The following is a 17,425-nucleotide window of genomic DNA, read 5'->3' as shown; positions in this document are numbered from 1 at the left end:
AATTAGAACGATATTGATGCAAATCGCCAAATTTTAAATAGATCTGTCGGAGACGCAGGGCGCTATTGACCAAAGCGTGGATAAAATAAAAATCCCGGCCAACAGGGCGGCTGCTTGCCTGCCCCTGCTTGGCCGGGATTTTTTATGTGGTAATGGATTGCGGCGATTCAGGCGGTTATTCGCGGATCGGCTCCATATGCGTGCAGGGCCGGTCCGTGTTGGTATAGTTGGTGCAGCCGTAAAAGATATTTCCCGTTTTGGGGCTGCGCTTGACAATCATAAAACCGTCTTTACAGGCGGCGCAGGGAAAAATATCGTGCCGGTGTTCTTTGTCGTTGGTCATGAAATCACAGACTTCCGCATCGTTCGTACACATCCAGAGGTTCAACCCGTAGTTTTTGTTGAACTCGTATTTGAGCGGAAAGCCGCATACCGGGCAGCGGAGCTGAAACAGGTCGACGGTTTCCAGGTTCATATCCGCCGCGTGCGGCAGGTGGAAGTCCCGGATCAGCTCAACCAGAAAGCGGGAGGGGCGCTGCTTGGGCGCGGCGATATAGACGCGGTTTTTGGTACGGGTCAGCGCGACGTAGAACAGGCGGCGTTCCTCCGCAAACGGCACGCTGCGGTCCTCGTAGGTCACCAGCTTCATAATGGGGTCGTCCTCCAGCTGGCAGGGGAAGCCGAACTTCCCTTCAAACATGTTGATTAAAATGACATTGTCGTAGCCGAGCCCTTTGGCGCTGTGCGCCGTCATGAACGAGAGTGGGACCTTGGGATACTGGGGGCAGTACACCCGGTTGCCGGGGCGTTCCTCGAACAGCCCGGTGCGGAACAGCTTGTACATGTCGTAATTGTACCGGCCGATCAGTAGAATGGAGGATTGCGCCCCGTATTCCGCGACAATTTTGCCGATCATTTCGAGCACGGCGCGGGCAAGCGCCTGCATCGGTTTGTATGCGTCATCAAAGGGATGGACCACAACGGGGTCCTTCAAATGTTTGGGGGAGATGAGCTGCTTGCGGATCTGCGCGGCATTTTTCTGCACAAACCCGCCCGCGATATCGATCAGCTCCTGTGAATTGCGGTAGGTGTGCGTGATTTTCAGCTCGGTACCGGAGCCCATCAGCTCCAGAAAACGCGTGAACAGGGTGATGTCCGACCCCGCGAACGCGTAAATGGACTGCCAGTCGTCACCGACCGCCACCACCTTTGCCCTGGTGATTTCAGAGAGGCGCTTGGTCAGGTTGAAGCGCTGGCGCGCGATGTCCTGAAATTCGTCGATGATGATGTATTTATAGGGCAGGGCAATGCCCTGCCGCTCGATTTCCTGCAAGTAAAAGTGCGCGTCGTTGATCATGTCTGCAAAGTCGATCTGGTTGTTCCGCTTCAGGGTTTCCTGATAGTGGGCATAGACCTGCTCCGCGATGTCCAGGAAGAGCAGCGTACGGGGATTGTCCGTCTTTTCGCGCAGCAGACGGAATCCGTTTTCCGTGTAGCCGGAGGTCTTGAACTGCTCGATGAATTCCATCAGGAACAGGATCAGGCGCACCACGTATTTGTCCTTGCCGGTCTCCACGATTTTTCGGTATACCTCGTCCAGGTTCCGCGGCTTGAGCACGAACCCGGCGGAAACGAGGGTTTCCCGCAGATGGTCGAGCAGCGGCCTGCGGTCGTTGTAAAGCGACCAGGTTTCCAGCAGTTCGGTTTTCCCTTTTTTGTGCAGCGCCCGTTTGTCCCGGATGGATTTCTTGTATTTGGCGATTTGCTGGGGAGTGAAGACGTTGCTGTAGCCGCTCTCCGTCAGCCCGTAATGCTCCAGATAGGCGGCGTGCTCCCCCTGCGTGATGTAAAAATCCGGCGTGTAGGTTTTGCGCGCGCCCGGTATGGGCAGTGGATAGGGGCGCTCATATTCGTAGTCCAGCCCATTCAGGTACAGGAAATTGGCGATCTGCACCTCCTGGATGGAACGCAGGTACTCCCCGGTCAGGGTCTTCACGCGGCGCTGGCGCTGATGCTCCACCTTTTTAACGTATTCGCCCAGGCCGCTTTTCATTGTCTCATAGTCCTGTGAGGCCTTGACCAGATGGTACTGGTTTAAGGAGGCGAACTGAAACACGTCCTCGGACAGGTCGAAATAGTAACCCATGAACAAAACCAGATTGCGCATCAGAGGCTTATTGTCAAAGATGGCCTTTTCCAGCATTTCAAACACGATCTGATAGGAGGAAAAATTGATCTCCGGTGGCGCTGCGGAAAACCGCTTGACAATCTCAAAGGCAAACGCGTGGAAGGTGCAGATTTTGGCGGGGATATTCAGCCCCTTGTTGATGCGCTCCTTCAGCTCGCCGATCGCCTTGTTGGTGTAGGAAATGACGATGATTTCCTCCGGCAGGACGTGCTTCTTTTCCACCAGATATTTGACCTTCGCGGCCATTGTGGTGGTTTTGCCCGCCCCGGCTCCGGCGACCATCAGGCAGTGGTCGTCGTCGGTGATGACGGCGCGGCGCTGTTCGTCGTCCAGCCGGATACCCGGGTCAATATCCTTTAAAATATTGTCGAAGTATGCTGCTTCCCGGTGCAGAATTGTCTCCACATACTGCTCATTGTGCGCGGTGACGGCGGCGTCCAGATGCAGAAAGCGCCGCAAAAACGATTGGAGCTGGCTGACGTCCACGCGCAGCGCCTGCGCCTGTCCGCACACATAGGAGTAAACCAGCTTATCCTTGAGGCAGCGGAAATAAGGGGCGTAGGTCTGCGCCATTCGTTCCTTCTGCCGGGAAGATATGTAGTTGTCCGCGCCGAACGCGGAGCAGTAGTCCCGGTCGAAGGATGTGAGCATGTCGGAGATCATGGCATAGTCGATCCCCTCCGCAGCGGGCGCGCCGTCCTGCGCCTGTGGGAAATAGGAGGCAGGCAGGCCGCAGTGCGGGCATTTTTCTGCGTGCGTGGAAATCTGTTGGCTGCATTCCGGGCAGGAGATCAATGCCATCGTCCATTCTCCTCTTCAAAATTGTTCCAGAACGTAAAGATGTCCTGCTTTATTCTTTATTGTATAGCAGGTGACAAATATTTACAATATGGAATGGCAAATCTCCCTGCTGCAGATACGTGTTGATGGTAAAAACTCCGTCTATTTCCCCATGTACATTGTGTTAAGCAATTTGATATGGTAGAATAAAAATATAAAAAGTTTTTACTGAAAGTGAGAAAATGAATATGAGGAAATTAGCAGCTTTCATCCCCGCAATCGTTTGTACAATTTTTTACGGCTGGGTGGCATTGGTGGGAGGAATGGGCTCTTTTAGTCCTATGGTTGTCGTATGGCTGGCATTGTTGTGGGTTGCAGGCGTTTTATTAAATAAGGTTATTTGGTGGGGCGGCTTGTTTGGCATTGTCACAGGCGCTTGTTTTATCTATATGGGCACACAGGAAACAGGGCAGATTATGCGTGAAACTCCATTTGGTGTAATCCTGTTGCTCTATTATGCAGCGTGCAGTTACTTTGTCTACAAAAAGAGTGGCTCAAAAATGAAATAAATATAACGTTCAACTTGATTTAAGCAATTAATTATCAGATATAGCCTGACCAGATGACAGGGTTGGGCTGTTTTTATGTGCTTCGTAGAAAGAGTCCAAATGGAACGAATAGTAAGACCTATCTACACAGGAAACGGCGCATCCGCTGGAAAATGCCTGCAGCGGATGCTGTGCCGATCAAGCGACAGGGTGATAAAAACAGCAAAACGCGGCCCCGTTCCGGCGGGGCCGCGTTTGTGTATCTTTCTTATTTTTTGACAGCGAGCAGCTCGATATACCCGCGCGTGCCGATGGGCTCCAGTTGAACGCGGGGATTTTCTTTGTCCCACTGGTAACCGGCGACCGAAGGGTCGTACCGGTCAATGGCCTGCCACACCTGTTCGATGGCCTCGCCATAATCCTCTTCCGCGAAGGGTTCGCCCTGGAACATCAGGTAGGTGCACGCGGGCAGTTCGATCAGATCGAAACCCTCGGGAATGGGGCCGTCGTAGTCGAGGGGGAGTTCCACGCCCTGCACATATTCGGACGTGCCGGGCTTGATGTATGCCTTTGGCAGCCAGAGCGAGACCGGCTCGCCGCTGATGGATTTGATGCTGGTCAGCAGTCCCCAGACGTCGCAGCCCACCTCCTCGCAGTAGGCGAAATAGTCGGCGGCTTTGACGCCCCGCTTGATGAGTACCTTGCGGGCGGGCTTTTCCACGGGCTGGATAAAAATATTTTTCGTGTTTTCCATGTGCTTCTCCTTCTTTCTGACCTCTCGGTATTTGACGCCGTAGGGGGTAAACAGATACAGGGGCACGGGTTCGGCGGCGTATTCACGGGGATTGCAGCCGAATTCCCGGAAGAACGCGCGCTGGTATCCGTCCACGCTGCCGAATCCCAGTTCAAATGCTACGTCCGCGATTTTGCAGCGTTCGTCCCGCAGCTTGAGCACGGACCGGGACAGCCGCAGCCGCCGGATGTAATCCGCCGGACTGAGATTAACCCATTGTATAAACAGTCGATAAGAATACCATGGGGAATAATACGACGCGCGCGCCAGATCTGCCAGCGTGATCGTTTCGCCCAGATGGGCGTCAATGTAGTCCTGCATCCGCTGGACGGCTTCCATCTGTTCCTGCAAGTGTTTCACCTCCCTGTGTTGACATCATACCATTTTGCCGGAAAGCGTTTCTCGACCTTTTTTGCTGCGTCTGTTTTTTCATAGGTTTTGCAGGCCCGGGCTGTTTTATGAATGTATCATACGGCATTTGGAAGAAACAGGCAAGCGATCCGGCTCGCATATGCCCCTGCTTTATGGTATGCTTGAAAAAAGAAAAGAAAGCTGTCACACGGCGTCCCTTTTGGCGTCTAACCTTACAGGAGGTGTCGAAAAAGATGCAACAAACGGAAAAAGAAATGATTGAAAAAGCCCTGTCCGGCGACCAGAAGGCGCTGGAAACCATCCTGTCCGGCGTACAGGATATGGCGTTTAACCTGTCCCTGCGGATGCTGGGGACGGTGCCGGACGCGGAGGATGCCACGCAGGAAATTCTCATCAAGGTTATGACGAGGCTGTCCGCCTTCCGTGGGGAGAGCAGCCTATCCACTTGGGCGTTCCGCATCGCGGTCAACCATCTGCAGGATTACCGCAGGCATATGTTTGCCCAGCGCCCGCTGAGCTTTGAGGCGTACGGCGCGGATATCGCGTCCGGGCGGGAAAAGGACGTTCCGGATCTGAGCGGCGGAGTGGACGAGGCCCTTTTGGAGCGGGAGCTGAAGCTCTCCTGTACCAATGTGATGCTCCAGTGCCTGGACGCGGAAAGCCGCTGCATATTCATTCTGGGCACGATGTTCCGGCTGAACAGCCAGGCTGCCGCTGAAATTTTGGAGATCACCCCGGAGGCGTACCGCCAGCGGCTGTCCCGCGTCCGCAAGCGGATGGCGGCGTTCCTGGCGGAATACTGCGGATTGAGCGGTACCGGCATGTGCAACTGCCGCAGGCGCGTCCATTATGCGATTGCCAGCCACCGCATCCGGCCCGACTGTCTGGAGTTTCAAAAGCTGGACGCGTGCGGATACGACGCCATTTGCTCCTTCACGGACGCGATGGAAGAGATCGACGGACTTTCGCAGATTTTTGCGGATTTCCCCGCCTATCGCTGCCCGGAGGAGGCCGCCGCACGCATGCGGGAGCTGATGGCCTCCAGGAGCTTTGCGGAGGTGCTGCATGAATAAGATTTTGACGTACCTGACGGAGCTGGAGCAGAACAATAACCGGGACTGGTTCCACGCGCACAAGCCGCAGTATCAGGAGGCTTTCCGGGACTTTGAAGCACTGCTCCAGGTTCTGATGCTGGAGTTGAAAAAGTTTGACGATCAGATCCCGGTGGTGGAACCGAAGGAACTGACTTTTAAACTGATGCGGGACACCCGGTTCAGCCACGATAAGTCCCCATATAACCCGGCGTTCCGGGCGCATATCGCGCCCCGCGGCAAGCTGCCGGTCCCGGTCGGGTATTATCTGATGCTCAAACCGGGCGGCCGGTCCTTCCTGGGCGGCGGGCTGTTCGCGGATATGTTCAAGGATGCGACCGCCATGGTGCGCGCGTATATCGCCGCCCACGGGGACGAGTGGCAGGAGATCATCACCGCGCCCGCGTTTACCGCACATTTTACTGTGGGCGGAACCGCGCTGAAAAATGTGCCGCGCGGGTACGACGCGGCGCATCCGCAGGCGGAATATTTGAAAAACAAAAGCTGGTATCTGGAATTCCCCATTTCGGACGGGCGGTGTCTGGAACCCGGTTTTGTCCCGTTCGCCGCGTCTGTCTTTGAGGCGATGCAGCCGTTCAACGCGTTCCTGAACCGGGCGCTGGAGGGCTTTGAGATGCCCACAAGATAAAATTTAAAAAAGCTTGTAGTATCAACGCAACCTGCTATACTGGAGATACGGTACCGTAAAAATCAAATCAAAGCGAGGAGATTCTTATGGATGTATTTACAGTTAAACAGATTGGTGTGATCCGCACGGGTGCGGAAGGGTTTTATGTGCAATTGGAGCCGGCTTATCGCAGGGCGCTGACCGGGCTGGAGGGATTTTCCCACTGCAATATCCTCTGGTGGTTTTCCGGCTGTGACAATGCGGCGGCGCGGGGAAAGCTGACAGAGCAAAAGCCCTATACAAACGCGCCGGAAACGTTGGGCACCTTTGCCACGCGTTCGCCGGAGCGGCCCAATCCCATTGCGCTGTCCTGCGCCTGCATCATCGGACTGGATGTGGAGAACGGCAGACTTACACTGGCGTATATCGATGCGGACGACCGGAGCCCCGTGCTGGATATCAAACCGTATACGCCGAGCGCCGACCGGGTGGAAGCCCCCGAAGTACCGAGCTGGTGCGCGCATTGGCCGGCAAATTTGGAGAGCAGCGGGGATTTTGATTGGGAACACGAGTTTAATTTCTAATCGTTTTACCGTGTACATACGGGGGACGGCATTGTCCAGCGAAATTTCGCACCCAAGGCCTTCGCAGGGTTCGACGCCCTGCGGGTTGCCGTAATGCGGAGGGATTTCCGTGGACGATTACGTCCGCCTGTTCGTTGCCGGACGGTGGATGGATCGGCGGGCGATCGGCCGCGAAAGGTGTGAGCGGGCCAAAGTACCCATTCAAAACATGAAGCTTTGCGTAAGCACAGACGAAACAGCAGTGTAAAAGGAAAAGCGCTCCTGGCGGAATGGCCGGGAGCGCTTTTTTCGTCAAAATGCGGCAAAATCTTTTCACACCACGTTGTTGCTGCGTCGAAAATACGGTATAATAACCTCACGGCGTGACCAAAATCAGAGATTTTGACGCCTGAGAGAACATTGAATCATGCCGGTGGGAAGAGCGCTTTCAAATTGCTGTGCAAGATGAACCACGCAGAGCGTTAAGCATGATTGAATAACCTCACGGCGTGACCAAAATCGAAGATTTAACGCCTGAGAGAATATGGTACTGTTGTGAAGAAGGCTTTGCCCCTTTATGGTATAATAGAAAAAGGAAATAGAAGCAGGGAGGGAAGAATGCGATGAGCGAGTACTGCCGCATCCTCATTGTGGAGGACGAGTACCTGACGCGCCAGGGGATCAAGCACCTGATCAACTGGGAGCGGGAGGGCTTCAAAGTGGTGGGAGAGGCGACGAACGGGCAGGAGGGTCTGAAACTGGTGGAGGAATTCCACCCCCATATTGTGCTGACGGATGTTGTGATGCCCGTGATGGATGGGATCGCCTTCACCAAGGAGCTTTGGGCGCGGTATCCGGACGTCCGTGTGATTGTGCTGAGCGGCTTCAGCGATTTTACCTATGTCAAATCCACGTTCCAGCATGGCGCGGTGGATTATATCTTAAAGCCGACACTGAATCCACAGGACCTTTTGAATACACTGAAAAAAGCCGCGTCGCAGATTCCCAGCTTCGTTCTGTCCAGGGGGGGCGGTGATTCGCTGGAGACACAGATGAACCAGCTGCTCTCCGGGTTTGGAATGGAAGAGGCGATGGAGGGGCTGCGCGGCTTTTTTCCCTATCCGCGCTTTTTTCTGGTTGGCATGCATGTCCCCTACACGCTGGGCAACACGGCGAACCTGGCGCAGCAGAATGCATTTCTGGCTGCCGCCACGGAGGAGTTTTTGCCCGGCGTAGTTGCGAAAACCGTCGTAGTGGATCAAAAACTGCTGCTTCTGGTCGTCAACTATACGGCGGAGCCGTACCGCGCGCTGACCGAGCGGGTCAGGCGGATGGCCGCTTCGCTTAAATCCAGGACGCCCAAGGCGTTTTATGTATACAGCCGGGAGTTTTCCGGCCTGAACCATTTGAAGGAAGTGTATCAGCAGCATTTTGCCGCTTATACCCGCCAGCGGTTTTATGACCGGGGGGCGGCGGTCCTTGCGGCGGAATCGTTTGAAAATACAGAGGATGCGCCGGTGTTCGACGCGGCGAAATTTACCGCCGAGGTGCGCGGCCAGCAGTACCGGGAGGCGGTCGACCGGCTCTGCGATTATGTGCAGGAGGCGCGGGAACGGCGCGCGCCGGGTGAGTTTGAGTTGAAATCTCTGCTGCAGGACGCGCTGTACCAGATTCTGTCCGCCTGGGAGGAACAGGGGCTGGACCCGGAGGGCGTCGGCCATCTGAAGCGGGACTGCTTTATCCGCGTCAGCGAGGCGCGGTACGCGGAGGACCTGACGGCGGCGTTTGAGATGATCCGCGCGGACTTTGCGGCGCTCGTCGAGAAATACGCGCTTCGGTCGGAACATCAGACCATGCAGGAAATCCTCGACTATGTGGCGGAGCATTATGCGGAGCCGCTTACGCTCAACGTACTGGCAAAGAAATTTAACTTTAATTACTCCTATTTATCCTCCTATTTTGCGCAGCACAACCGCGAGGGCTTCAGCGAATACCTGAACCGGGAGCGCATCCGCCGCGCGGAGGAGCTTCTTCGCAAGGAGGATATCCCTGTTTCCGAGGTGTGCGGCATGGTCGGCTACGGGGACCACAGCTATTTCTGCAAGGTGTTTAAGAAATTCACGGGGAAAACGCCCAGCCAGTTCCGCAAGCAGTACGGCGCGGCGTCGGGAGGCGGTCGGACATGAAAAAAAGCTGGAAGGGCAGGCTGCATGCCAACAGCCTGTTTATTAAAATTGTATCGGCTGTATTGCTGAGCGTCATCTGCGTCACCGCGCTGACGCTCAGTATTTCTATCCGCGCGTCGGAGAGCGTATATGTAGATACGTTTACGCAGTCCAGTTCCCAGATCATCGGGCAGATTGCAGAGAACATGAGCGGCTTTAACGACGAGGTGGTCAACATCATGGGGGCCATCAAGAACAGCTGGGCGTTCCGCAGCTACCTGACCAGCAACGACCGGACGTCGGCCTCCGCGTCGTACACGCAGTACAGTATGGTTTCCGCGCTGGAAAGTGCGCTGCCGCCGGATTACTATGAAAAAATGAGCATTGTGGTGGTGGGCGTCAACGGCTCCACCTATCTGAGCAGCGATGCGGGCCTGACCATCCCCGTGGAGGAGCTGCTCGACAGCCCGATCACGCAGGAGACGCGCCGCCAGCCCAACCGCATCCTGTACCAGTATACGGACGACGGCTTCACTACGCTGACCCAGGGCGACAGCGCCATTGTGGTCAGCACGGGGCTAAATTACGCGGGCGGGCAGTCGAATTACGGCTATGCGTATATTCTGATTCCGCAGAATGTGTTGCAGGGGTTTTACAGCAGCTTCAGCAGTGAGGCGAACGACCTGCTGCTGCTGGACGGCGGCGGCCGGATCGTTTCGTCCACCCGCAAGCAGATCGTCGGCTTTACGGACGGCGCGCTGCTGGAATCCGCAAAGCAGGTGGAGCAGAGCCAGATGAAATACCAGACGATTGTCCAGAACGGACGCTCCTCGGCGGTCGTCGCGCAGAATATCCCCCACTGGAACTGCCATCTGGTGGGCGTGATCGACCGGGACACCATCCTGCGGGAGGCCGGGGACCGGGAATCCATTGTGGTCCTGAGCATGCTGGTGGTGGCCTGCGTGCTGGTCAGCATGTTCTTTGTGGTGCGCAAGACGACGCAGCCCATCCAGTCGCTGGTACGCGAGATGAAGACGATTACCAAGGGCGATTTCAGCCGCCATATCCCGGTGGAGGGAAACTATGAGGTCAAGGAGCTGTCCAAGGCGTTCAATTACATGCTGGACGGCCTCAACAGCTATATCGATCAGCTCATGGAGATGGAGCGCGAAAAGCGGCAGGCGGAGATCAGCGCGCTGCAGATGCAGATCAACCCGCACTTCATCTATAACACGCTGACTTCGCTCAAGTGGATGATCTGGCAGGGGGATTCTCAAAAGGCGGTGCAGGCGATCGACGCGTTCAGCCTGCTGCTGCGCAGCACCATCAGCGATAAGCAGGAGCGCATCACGGCGGCGGAGGAAGTGGGCAATCTCAGGAATTACGTCTTCTTGCAGCATTTGCGCTTTGGCGAACAGATCAAGGTGGATTTTTCCCTTGCGGAGGACTGCCGGAATTGCCTGATGCCCAAGCTGATCCTGCAGCCGTTTTTGGAAAACGCCTTTTTCCACGCGTTTAACGACGCGGACGACGGCAGTATCTTTGTGTTTATCCGCCGCCGGGGCAATACGCTGGTGTGCGAGGTGGTCGACAACGGCTCCGGCATGATGCTGGAGAAGGTGGGCAGTACGCTGTCCAGCGGAGGCCGCAAGGCGGACCACTTCACCGGGATCGGCATTAAAAATGTGGATGACCGCATCAAGCTGCTGTATGGGGAGAGCTACGGCGTTTCCATCTCCAGCGAGCCGGGCAAGGGGACGTCCGTCACGGTGACGATTCCGGCCCAGGAATCCAAAAATTGTCCAAGCACCTAAAAAAATTACCAGTACCTTTTGATAATGTCTTAAAAAAAGACAAATAGAAGAGAAGAAATTCCTAGCACCTTTTGGGAAAGATAGGGTAAAATATAGCAGAAATGAAGAGATTGTTATGCGAAATGATAAGAAAACCCCAAAATCCAGCGGGCTGTTTCCCGTATCCAATCGCAGAATCGGGGGGATCATCGTGAAGCGTCGATCATTGGGGGCACTTTTGCTCTGTATGACGCTGCTGTTCCTGACGGCGTGCACGCCCAAACCGACGCAGGCTTCCCTGGTTGGGACGGACAACCCGCCGAAAACCATCACCATCTGGGCATGGGATGAAAATTTTAATATCAAGGCCGCCAATTTGGCAAAGGCCTATTACGCGAGGACCAATCCGGGCATTGAGATCAACGTTGTCAGCATGGCGCAGACGAACATCGTCTCCAAGCTGAACACCGCGTTTTCCGCCTCCAATTACGAGGGGCTGCCGGATATTGTCCTGATTGAAGATTACAGGATTCAGAATTTCCTCAAATCCTTTCCCGGGGAACTGCGAGACCTTTCCGCCATTGTCGATCCCGGCAAGTTTATGGACTATAAGCTGCGGGTGATGACGGACGATGGAAAGGTCTACGGAGTCCCCTTCGACAGCGGCGTGGCCGCCCTGTTCTACCGGCGGGATTACATCCGCCAGGCGGGTTACACAGAAGAGGATATGGAAAATCTGACTTGGGATAAATACATAGAAATTGGAAAAGCCGTCAAGGAGAAGACCGGGAAATGCATGCTGACGCTTGACCCCAGCGATTTGGGGCAGATCCGCATCATGATGCAGTCGGCGGGCGCCTGGTATATGAAAGAAGACGGCGAGAGCGTCAATTTTACGAACAACCCGGCGCTGAAAGCCGCCATCCGTACCTATGGCAGGATGGTCGATTCGGGCATTGCGCTGCAGATTTCCGGCTGGGACCCGTTTGTCAAAGCGTTTCAGGAGGAGGAGGTCGTCAGCGTGCCGTCCGGCTGCTGGGCGATGTCCAGCATTGTGCAGGCGGAGGACCAGAGCGGCAAATGGGCCGTGGCCCCCATCCCGCGCATGGCGGAGGTCCCGGAGTCCATCAATGCGTCCAGCATCGGCGGGGGCAGCTGGTATGTGATTGACAAATCCCCCGGTGCGGACCTGGCGGTGGATTTCCTCAGCAAGACCTTTGCATCCAACGACCGCCTGATGAACGACCTGGTCAAGGACATCAGCCTGGTCAGCACGCTGAAATCCGCGGGCAGCATGGAAAATTACAGCCAGCCCAGCGAGTTCTTCGGCGGGCAGAAAATTTACGAGGACTTTGCCAGATGGACGGAGCAGATTCCGCCCGTCAATTACGGGTTATATACCTACTCGATGGAGGACATCATCGCGGAGAGCCTGCAGTCCATCATGCAGGGCGTCGACATGGACGAAATCCTCAAGAACGCGCAGACGCAGGCGCGGGCGTCCATCGTCAATTCTTAGGCACAAACACCGCGTTTGTGGTGATTGGAAAATAGTTGAAGGAGAAAAGATGTATGAGAAGGAACAAACAGAAAAGTCTGTCCCTGCTGCTCTGTGTCTGTCTGCTGATGCAGGTGTTCGCGCCTGTGTCCGCAATGGCAAAAACAGAAGGCAACCCCGGTGATCTGCTGTATTTTGTCAACTGTGCCGCCACAAAAGTCGATCAGACGGCGGACGGAGACCAGATGGGCGAGTACCAGTCCGTGACCGACCAGGTTTACGGCGAGGACGCGTCCACAGGCTATGCCTGGGGCTACGTTGAGAACGCCGACATGGTGAGCGGCGGCAACAAAGAGAGCGTGGTCAAAACCGATACCTATTGGTACACCAGCGACAAGATTGAGTACGACCCGGCGACCAGCGGCTTCCGCTACAATTTCGCCGTGGAGGACGGCTTCTACGAGGTCACCATCGGCATTAAGATTCCCAACTGGTGGTCGGCCCGCAAGGTCGACATCGACCTGGAAAACGAGCGCGTCGCTTCTCAGGCCAGCGTGCCGGGCGGAAATTCCCCCAACGCGACCTTTACAAAGACCGCGGAAGTCCTTGTGGAGGACGGCGAGCTGAACGTATTCGTACATAACGAGAAGCGCACCAGCGGCAACGACGATCCGATGCTCAGCTATATCCTGGTCAAGCGCGGCCAGACCTATGGCTCGGACACCCTGGACGAAAAGATCGCGGAAATCCAGGGCAAGCTGGCCCAGGATGAGGCAAACGGCGTCGTCTACGCGGAAAAGCCGCTGGGCGAGCTGTATGTGGGCGAAGAAAATAAAGAGGACAACCTCCAGGCGATGGACGCCGCTCTTGCAGAAGCACAGGCGCTTGCGGAGCAGGCAAACCCGGGCGCAGGCGCCGTTGAAAAAATGTGCGAGCGTCTGGATACCATCTATAAAAACCTGCGTTCCATCGAAGTATACGATTCCTTCTCCGGCACCGAAGGCGCCGTCTGGAAGGACACCAACGGCAAACCGATCCAGGCGCACGGCGGCCAGGTTCAGAAGATGACCATGCCGGACGGCAGCCAGAAATGGTGGTGGATCGGCGAAGACAAGACGACCGGCAGCCACAGCAACGGCATCAGCACCTATTCCTCCGACGACCTGTTCAACTGGACGTTTGAGGGCTATGCGATGCGTTCCGTGCCGAGCCGCGAGGCGCTCGACACCGACCCGTATTTCACTACGCTTTACGGTGAACTGACGCCGGAAGAGAAGGACTATGTCTATCTGTGCATCAACAAGACGACTTCGATTATCGAGCGTCCCAAGATGATTCACAACGAAAAGACCGGCAAATACATCATCTGGTTCCACGCGGACGGACCGACGGAGGAATCCTCCTCCAGCTACGCGGCAGCCGCGGCCGGCATGGCGATCAGCGACACGCCGAATGGACCGTTTACCTTTATCCGCCGCTCCCGCCTGCATCAGCTGCCGGAAGAGGAGTACTATGAGGACAACGGCGTTCTGGACTGGTATGAAGAGGAATCCAACCGCGGCTTTGCACGCGATATGAACCTCTTCATCGACGACGACGGCGTTGCGTATATCATCTATTCCAGCGAAGAAAACCGCACGATGTTCATTTCCCGCCTGAACGAGGACTACACGGATCTGGACGTTGCGCAGGACCCGGTTGGACTGGCGAAGAACGGCGTGGACTTTGTCCGCCTGTTCCCCGGCGCGCAGCGTGAAGCGCCCGCCCTGTTTAAGTATGACGGTACCTATTATATGATTACCTCCGGCGCGACCGGCTGGAGCCCGAACCCCGCCCGCTACTGGAAAGCAGATGAGATTTTGGGCGAGTGGACCGACATGGGCGACCCGTGCGTCGGCGACGTGGACGGCAAGACCTTCTGGACCCAGAGCACCAACGTGATTCCGGTCGATCCGGAAAACGGCAAGTTCATCTATATGGGCGACCGCTGGGGCTATGGCAAGGTGCAGGATTTCAGCGCGGCGGCACTGGCGGATTCCCGCTATGTCTGGCTGCCGGTCGAGATCGACGCCACCGGCCATGTCACCCTCAACGACGTGAAAGAGTGGGACCTGAGCTATTTTGACAACATCAACAACCTCAAGCTGAAAAGCGAGATGGACGACCTCTATTACGGTGCGGATACCCTGCCGGCCCAGGCGGACGTCAGCGTCCGTGAGGACGGCAAATGGACCGACCACAAGGTCCAGATCAACTGGAACCTGAGCACCCTGATTCCGGGCGCGAAGAGCAAAGTGACCGGCGCGCTGGAGGGCTTTGACGGCCTGACCCTGACCACGGAGGTCATGGATATCCCGGAAGGCCTGCTGTACTACATCGACAGCGGCGCGGCGAAGGGCTCCGATTATTACGACATCATCTCTGAGAAAGCGCCGAACCTGGTCAATACCGAAGCGTGGGATCAGGCGTATCAGGACGGCGGCTGGGGTTACACCGGCACCGACGCCGACATCGGCAATAAAAACCCCGACAGCCTCGACGCGTATACCAGCGGCTGGTGGGCAAAGGGCGGCAAAAACATCGATTACAAGCTGCCGCTGAAGGCGGGCGAATACCTCCTTTCCCTGGGCTTCCAGGAATGGTGGAGCGTGACCCGTCCCATGAAGGCGGTCGTTTCCTACACCGGCGCAGACGGCCAGAAGGTGGAGACCACCGTCGGCACGTTTACCAACTCCGGTGAAAAAGCGTTCCTGTTCCCGTTTACCGTTGCGAACGACGCGGATGTGACCATCAGCGTGCAGCGGCAGAATTCCAGCAACCCCGACCCGGTCCTGAGCTGGCTTGCCATTACCGGCGAAGTAAAGGACGAGCCGGTACCGGAGGAGCACAGCCTGACGGTCAGTTTCCCGGCGGCAAAGGCGGAGCTTTCCATTGAGAATAAGGACCTCGGCTTTGCAAACCTCATTGGTCGCTATCAGGATACCCTGATGAGCGGCGACGAGCTGACACTTGAGTTCATGCCGAGAAACGGCAGGGAGTTTGCCTCTGTTACGGTAAACGACGCGCCCGTTTCCATTACGGATACCAACAGCTATTCCTATGACCTGGCCATGCCGAACGCGGACACGGCGCTGAACTTTGCGTTTGTGACCGTCGACAAGAGCGTCCTGCGCACGACCGTTGGAATCGCAGAGGGCCTCCAGGGCGGCGACGAATATAACAATGCGGTGCCGTCCGTGCAGAAGCGTTTTGACGCGGCGCTGGAAGCGGCGCAGAAGACGGCGGACCGGATCGACGTGACCCAGGAAGAGATCAACAAGGCGTGGTCCGACCTGCTCGACATCATCCAGCACCTCAGCTTTGCAAAGGGCGACAAGACCGCTCTGGAAGGGCTGCTGGAAATGACGGAAGACCTCAGAGAAGAGAACTACTCCGAAGCCAGCTGGGCGGCCTACCTGAAAGCATTGGAGAACGCGCAGGAAGTCTATGCGGACAAGGACGCGCTGAAGGGCGATGTGGAAGACGCTTATCAGGCGCTGTACGATGCGATCATCGCGCTGGACGAGGGCGTAAATTGGCAGACGCTCCGCACGTTGATCGAGGCGGCTGAAGAGATTGAGGCCGATCTGGATGCGTACTTGGACGCAGGCAAGCAGGACTTTATCGATGCGCTGGATGCCGCACGGGAGCTGACCGACGGTGCGACCCAGAAGGAAATCGACAAGGCGGCGGGCGCACTGACGGATGCAATGAGCAGCCTGCTTCTTATTCCCAGCAAGGATGCGCTGAGAGAGCAGGTCGAAGAGGCAAGCGCCATCGATCTGAGCAAATACACGGCTTCTTCCGCAGAGGCGGTTGCCGATGCGGTCAAGGCCGCCAATGCAGTGCTGGACAATCCGCAGGCGACCGAAGCGATGGTCAAGGCGGCGGAGAGCACCCTCAGCCAGGCCGTTGAGGCTCTGGTGGAGAAAAACGAAGATAACGACAATCACAACAGCGGCAATACCAGCGGCGGAAGCAAGGGCGGTTCCTCCAGCAGGGCCCCGGTTACCAACGACACCTACGGTAAAGCCGGTATCACAGCGGTCGGCGCGGGCGTCGCACAGGCGGCCTCCGTCGTGTCCGATACAACCGTGGACTTTGTCCTCAGGAGAGGACAGGCGTACTGCTTCAAGATGAGCGTCATCAATGGCAATGGACAGGCTCCGGCCTTTACCGTTGGCAACGGCGGCGTACTCAAGACGCAGTTTGTAGCACAGATTGGCAGCGATTACTTCTACAGAGTCTGGGCAGTCGGCGCTCCGGGCACAAGCACGGGCGTTTACACCACACTGCCGGGCGCAGCCGCTGTCAAGCACTGCACGGTAACCGTCGGCTGATTTCCACCGTGAAAACCGCATCTTTGCGGATTTTGAAAGTGTTTTGCGTTGGAATGAAGAATACACGGAACGTACCATACGTGTATAAAAGGCCACAGTCAGATGATTTTTGGGATGCGCCGGCGGTACAACCCGGCCGGCGGCCCGTTTTATCAACGATCCATTGGGATGGATCAAAACCTTCTTTCCTTCCTGATCTTTTAATATGTTTATAAGCTACACCGGCGGGCATGTGCAGGCATGTCCGCTCAACCCCGGAAAGCCGCCGTAAGGCGGCGACCTCCTCACCGGGGAGTTCAAGATAATGCAGCAGCAACAAAAAGCCGGTCCTCGTTTACGCGGGGACCGGTTTTTTGTTATGCGTATGATAGAGTCCGCATTACAATGGGGTTCCGTCAGAGAGTCCCTGTGCCAAAAAATCTTCTGCCACGTCCCGGAGATGCAGGGGGGACAGCCCCAGCCGGTTGCACTGTTCTGCCAGCTGTTCCACGGAAGGGCCGGAAAACGAGAGGTCCGCAATTTGAAGAATCAGCGTGCCGTTCCGTTCGCAGGAAAGGCAGTAGCTTTCATAAGGGGTGGCGTTCTCTGCTTGGAAAGTGCGTTTTTCTGCTCTGTACCGGATCATAA

General features: G+C 56.2%; 11 protein-coding genes. 8 read left to right on the top strand and 3 right to left on the bottom strand.

All coding sequences use genetic code 11. The features are described 5' to 3' along the window. Positions 1–175: 175 nt before the first annotated feature. A complete protein-coding gene (locus I4V53_RS10030) occupies positions 176–2,989 on the bottom strand; it encodes a UvrD-helicase domain-containing protein (RefSeq protein ID WP_195985554.1) in 2,814 nt (937 codons plus the stop codon). Between the two features lie 227 nt (positions 2,990–3,216). Here I4V53_RS10030 and I4V53_RS10025 point away from each other — a divergent pair, with 227 nt between their 5' ends. Beyond that, a complete protein-coding gene (locus I4V53_RS10025; RefSeq protein WP_195985553.1) occupies positions 3,217–3,537 on the top strand; it encodes a hypothetical protein in 321 nt (106 codons plus the stop codon). A 247-nt stretch (positions 3,538–3,784) separates the two neighbouring features. On the opposite strand, the gene I4V53_RS10020 is transcribed toward I4V53_RS10025, so the two are convergent. After that, positions 3,785–4,669: a helix-turn-helix domain-containing protein gene (locus I4V53_RS10020; RefSeq protein WP_502709365.1), complete on the bottom strand. Its 885-nt coding sequence runs from the start codon at positions 4,667–4,669 to the stop codon at positions 3,785–3,787. Between the two features lie 245 nt (positions 4,670–4,914). On the opposite strand from I4V53_RS10020, the gene I4V53_RS10015 reads away from it, so the two are divergent. The 7 genes from I4V53_RS10015 to I4V53_RS09985 all read left to right on the top strand — a co-directional run bounded on the left by I4V53_RS10015 (position 4,915) and on the right by I4V53_RS09985 (position 16,798). Further along, complete coding sequence (locus tag I4V53_RS10015) at positions 4,915–5,754, top strand: RNA polymerase sigma factor (RefSeq protein ID WP_195985552.1); 840 nt, start codon at positions 4,915–4,917, stop codon at positions 5,752–5,754. After that, complete coding sequence (locus I4V53_RS10010; RefSeq protein WP_195985551.1) at positions 5,747–6,421, top strand: DUF2461 domain-containing protein; 675 nt, start codon at positions 5,747–5,749, stop codon at positions 6,419–6,421. Before I4V53_RS10015 ends, I4V53_RS10010 begins: the two co-directional genes overlap by 8 nt. An 86-nt stretch (positions 6,422–6,507) precedes the next feature. Beyond that, complete coding sequence (locus I4V53_RS10005) at positions 6,508–6,984, top strand: SAM-dependent methyltransferase (RefSeq protein WP_195985550.1); 477 nt, start codon at positions 6,508–6,510, stop codon at positions 6,982–6,984. A 602-nt stretch (positions 6,985–7,586) separates the two neighbouring features. Next, positions 7,587–9,149, top strand: a complete 1,563-nt coding sequence (locus I4V53_RS10000; RefSeq protein WP_195985549.1) for a response regulator transcription factor — start codon at positions 7,587–7,589, stop codon at positions 9,147–9,149. Continuing rightward, entirely contained in the window at positions 9,146–10,942 is a 1,797-nt protein-coding gene (locus I4V53_RS09995; protein WP_195985548.1) for a cache domain-containing sensor histidine kinase, read from the top strand. The genes I4V53_RS10000 and I4V53_RS09995 overlap by 4 nt, the downstream gene beginning before the upstream one ends. A 190-nt stretch (positions 10,943–11,132) precedes the next feature. Further along, positions 11,133–12,440, top strand: coding sequence for an ABC transporter substrate-binding protein (locus tag I4V53_RS09990; RefSeq protein ID WP_353616506.1), 1,308 nt, complete (start codon positions 11,133–11,135; stop codon positions 12,438–12,440). Positions 12,441–12,493: 53 nt separating this feature from the next. Then, positions 12,494–16,798, top strand: a complete 4,305-nt coding sequence (locus tag I4V53_RS09985) for a family 43 glycosylhydrolase (RefSeq protein WP_195985547.1) — start codon at positions 12,494–12,496, stop codon at positions 16,796–16,798. Between the two features lie 379 nt (positions 16,799–17,177). Here I4V53_RS09985 and I4V53_RS09980 read toward each other — a convergent pair whose 3' ends face one another. Continuing rightward, positions 17,178–17,423 (bottom strand): DUF6514 family protein, encoded by a 246-nt coding sequence (locus tag I4V53_RS09980; RefSeq protein WP_195985546.1) that lies wholly within the window; start codon positions 17,421–17,423, stop codon positions 17,178–17,180. Positions 17,424–17,425: the final 2 nt, after the last annotated feature.

This window comes from Clostridium sp. D33t1_170424_F3, from assembly GCF_015667585.1.
Taxonomy (GTDB): Bacteria; Bacillota; Clostridia; order Oscillospirales; family Acutalibacteraceae; genus Anaeromassilibacillus.
The sequence above is the reverse complement of the archived record's forward strand: the minus strand, read 5'-3'. Positions and strand labels throughout refer to the sequence as shown.

What these genes read in the sequence shown, in the direction of transcription:
- I4V53_RS10030 (WP_195985554.1), bottom strand. Translation starts at nt 2,989, where the DNA reads ATGGCATTGATCTCCTGCCCGGAATGCAGCCAACAGATTTCCACGCAC.
- I4V53_RS10025 (WP_195985553.1), top strand. Translation starts at nt 3,217, where the DNA reads ATGAGGAAATTAGCAGCTTTCATCCCCGCAATCGTTTGTACAATTTTT.
- I4V53_RS10015 (WP_195985552.1), top strand. Translation starts at nt 4,915, where the DNA reads ATGCAACAAACGGAAAAAGAAATGATTGAAAAAGCCCTGTCCGGCGAC.
- I4V53_RS10010 (WP_195985551.1), top strand. Translation starts at nt 5,747, where the DNA reads ATGAATAAGATTTTGACGTACCTGACGGAGCTGGAGCAGAACAATAAC.
- I4V53_RS10005 (WP_195985550.1), top strand. Translation starts at nt 6,508, where the DNA reads ATGGATGTATTTACAGTTAAACAGATTGGTGTGATCCGCACGGGTGCG.
- I4V53_RS10000 (WP_195985549.1), top strand. Translation starts at nt 7,587, where the DNA reads ATGAGCGAGTACTGCCGCATCCTCATTGTGGAGGACGAGTACCTGACG.
- I4V53_RS09995 (WP_195985548.1), top strand. Translation starts at nt 9,146, where the DNA reads ATGAAAAAAAGCTGGAAGGGCAGGCTGCATGCCAACAGCCTGTTTATT.
- I4V53_RS09985 (WP_195985547.1), top strand. Translation starts at nt 12,494, where the DNA reads ATGAGAAGGAACAAACAGAAAAGTCTGTCCCTGCTGCTCTGTGTCTGT.
- I4V53_RS09980 (WP_195985546.1), bottom strand. Translation starts at nt 17,423, where the DNA reads ATGATCCGGTACAGAGCAGAAAAACGCACTTTCCAAGCAGAGAACGCC.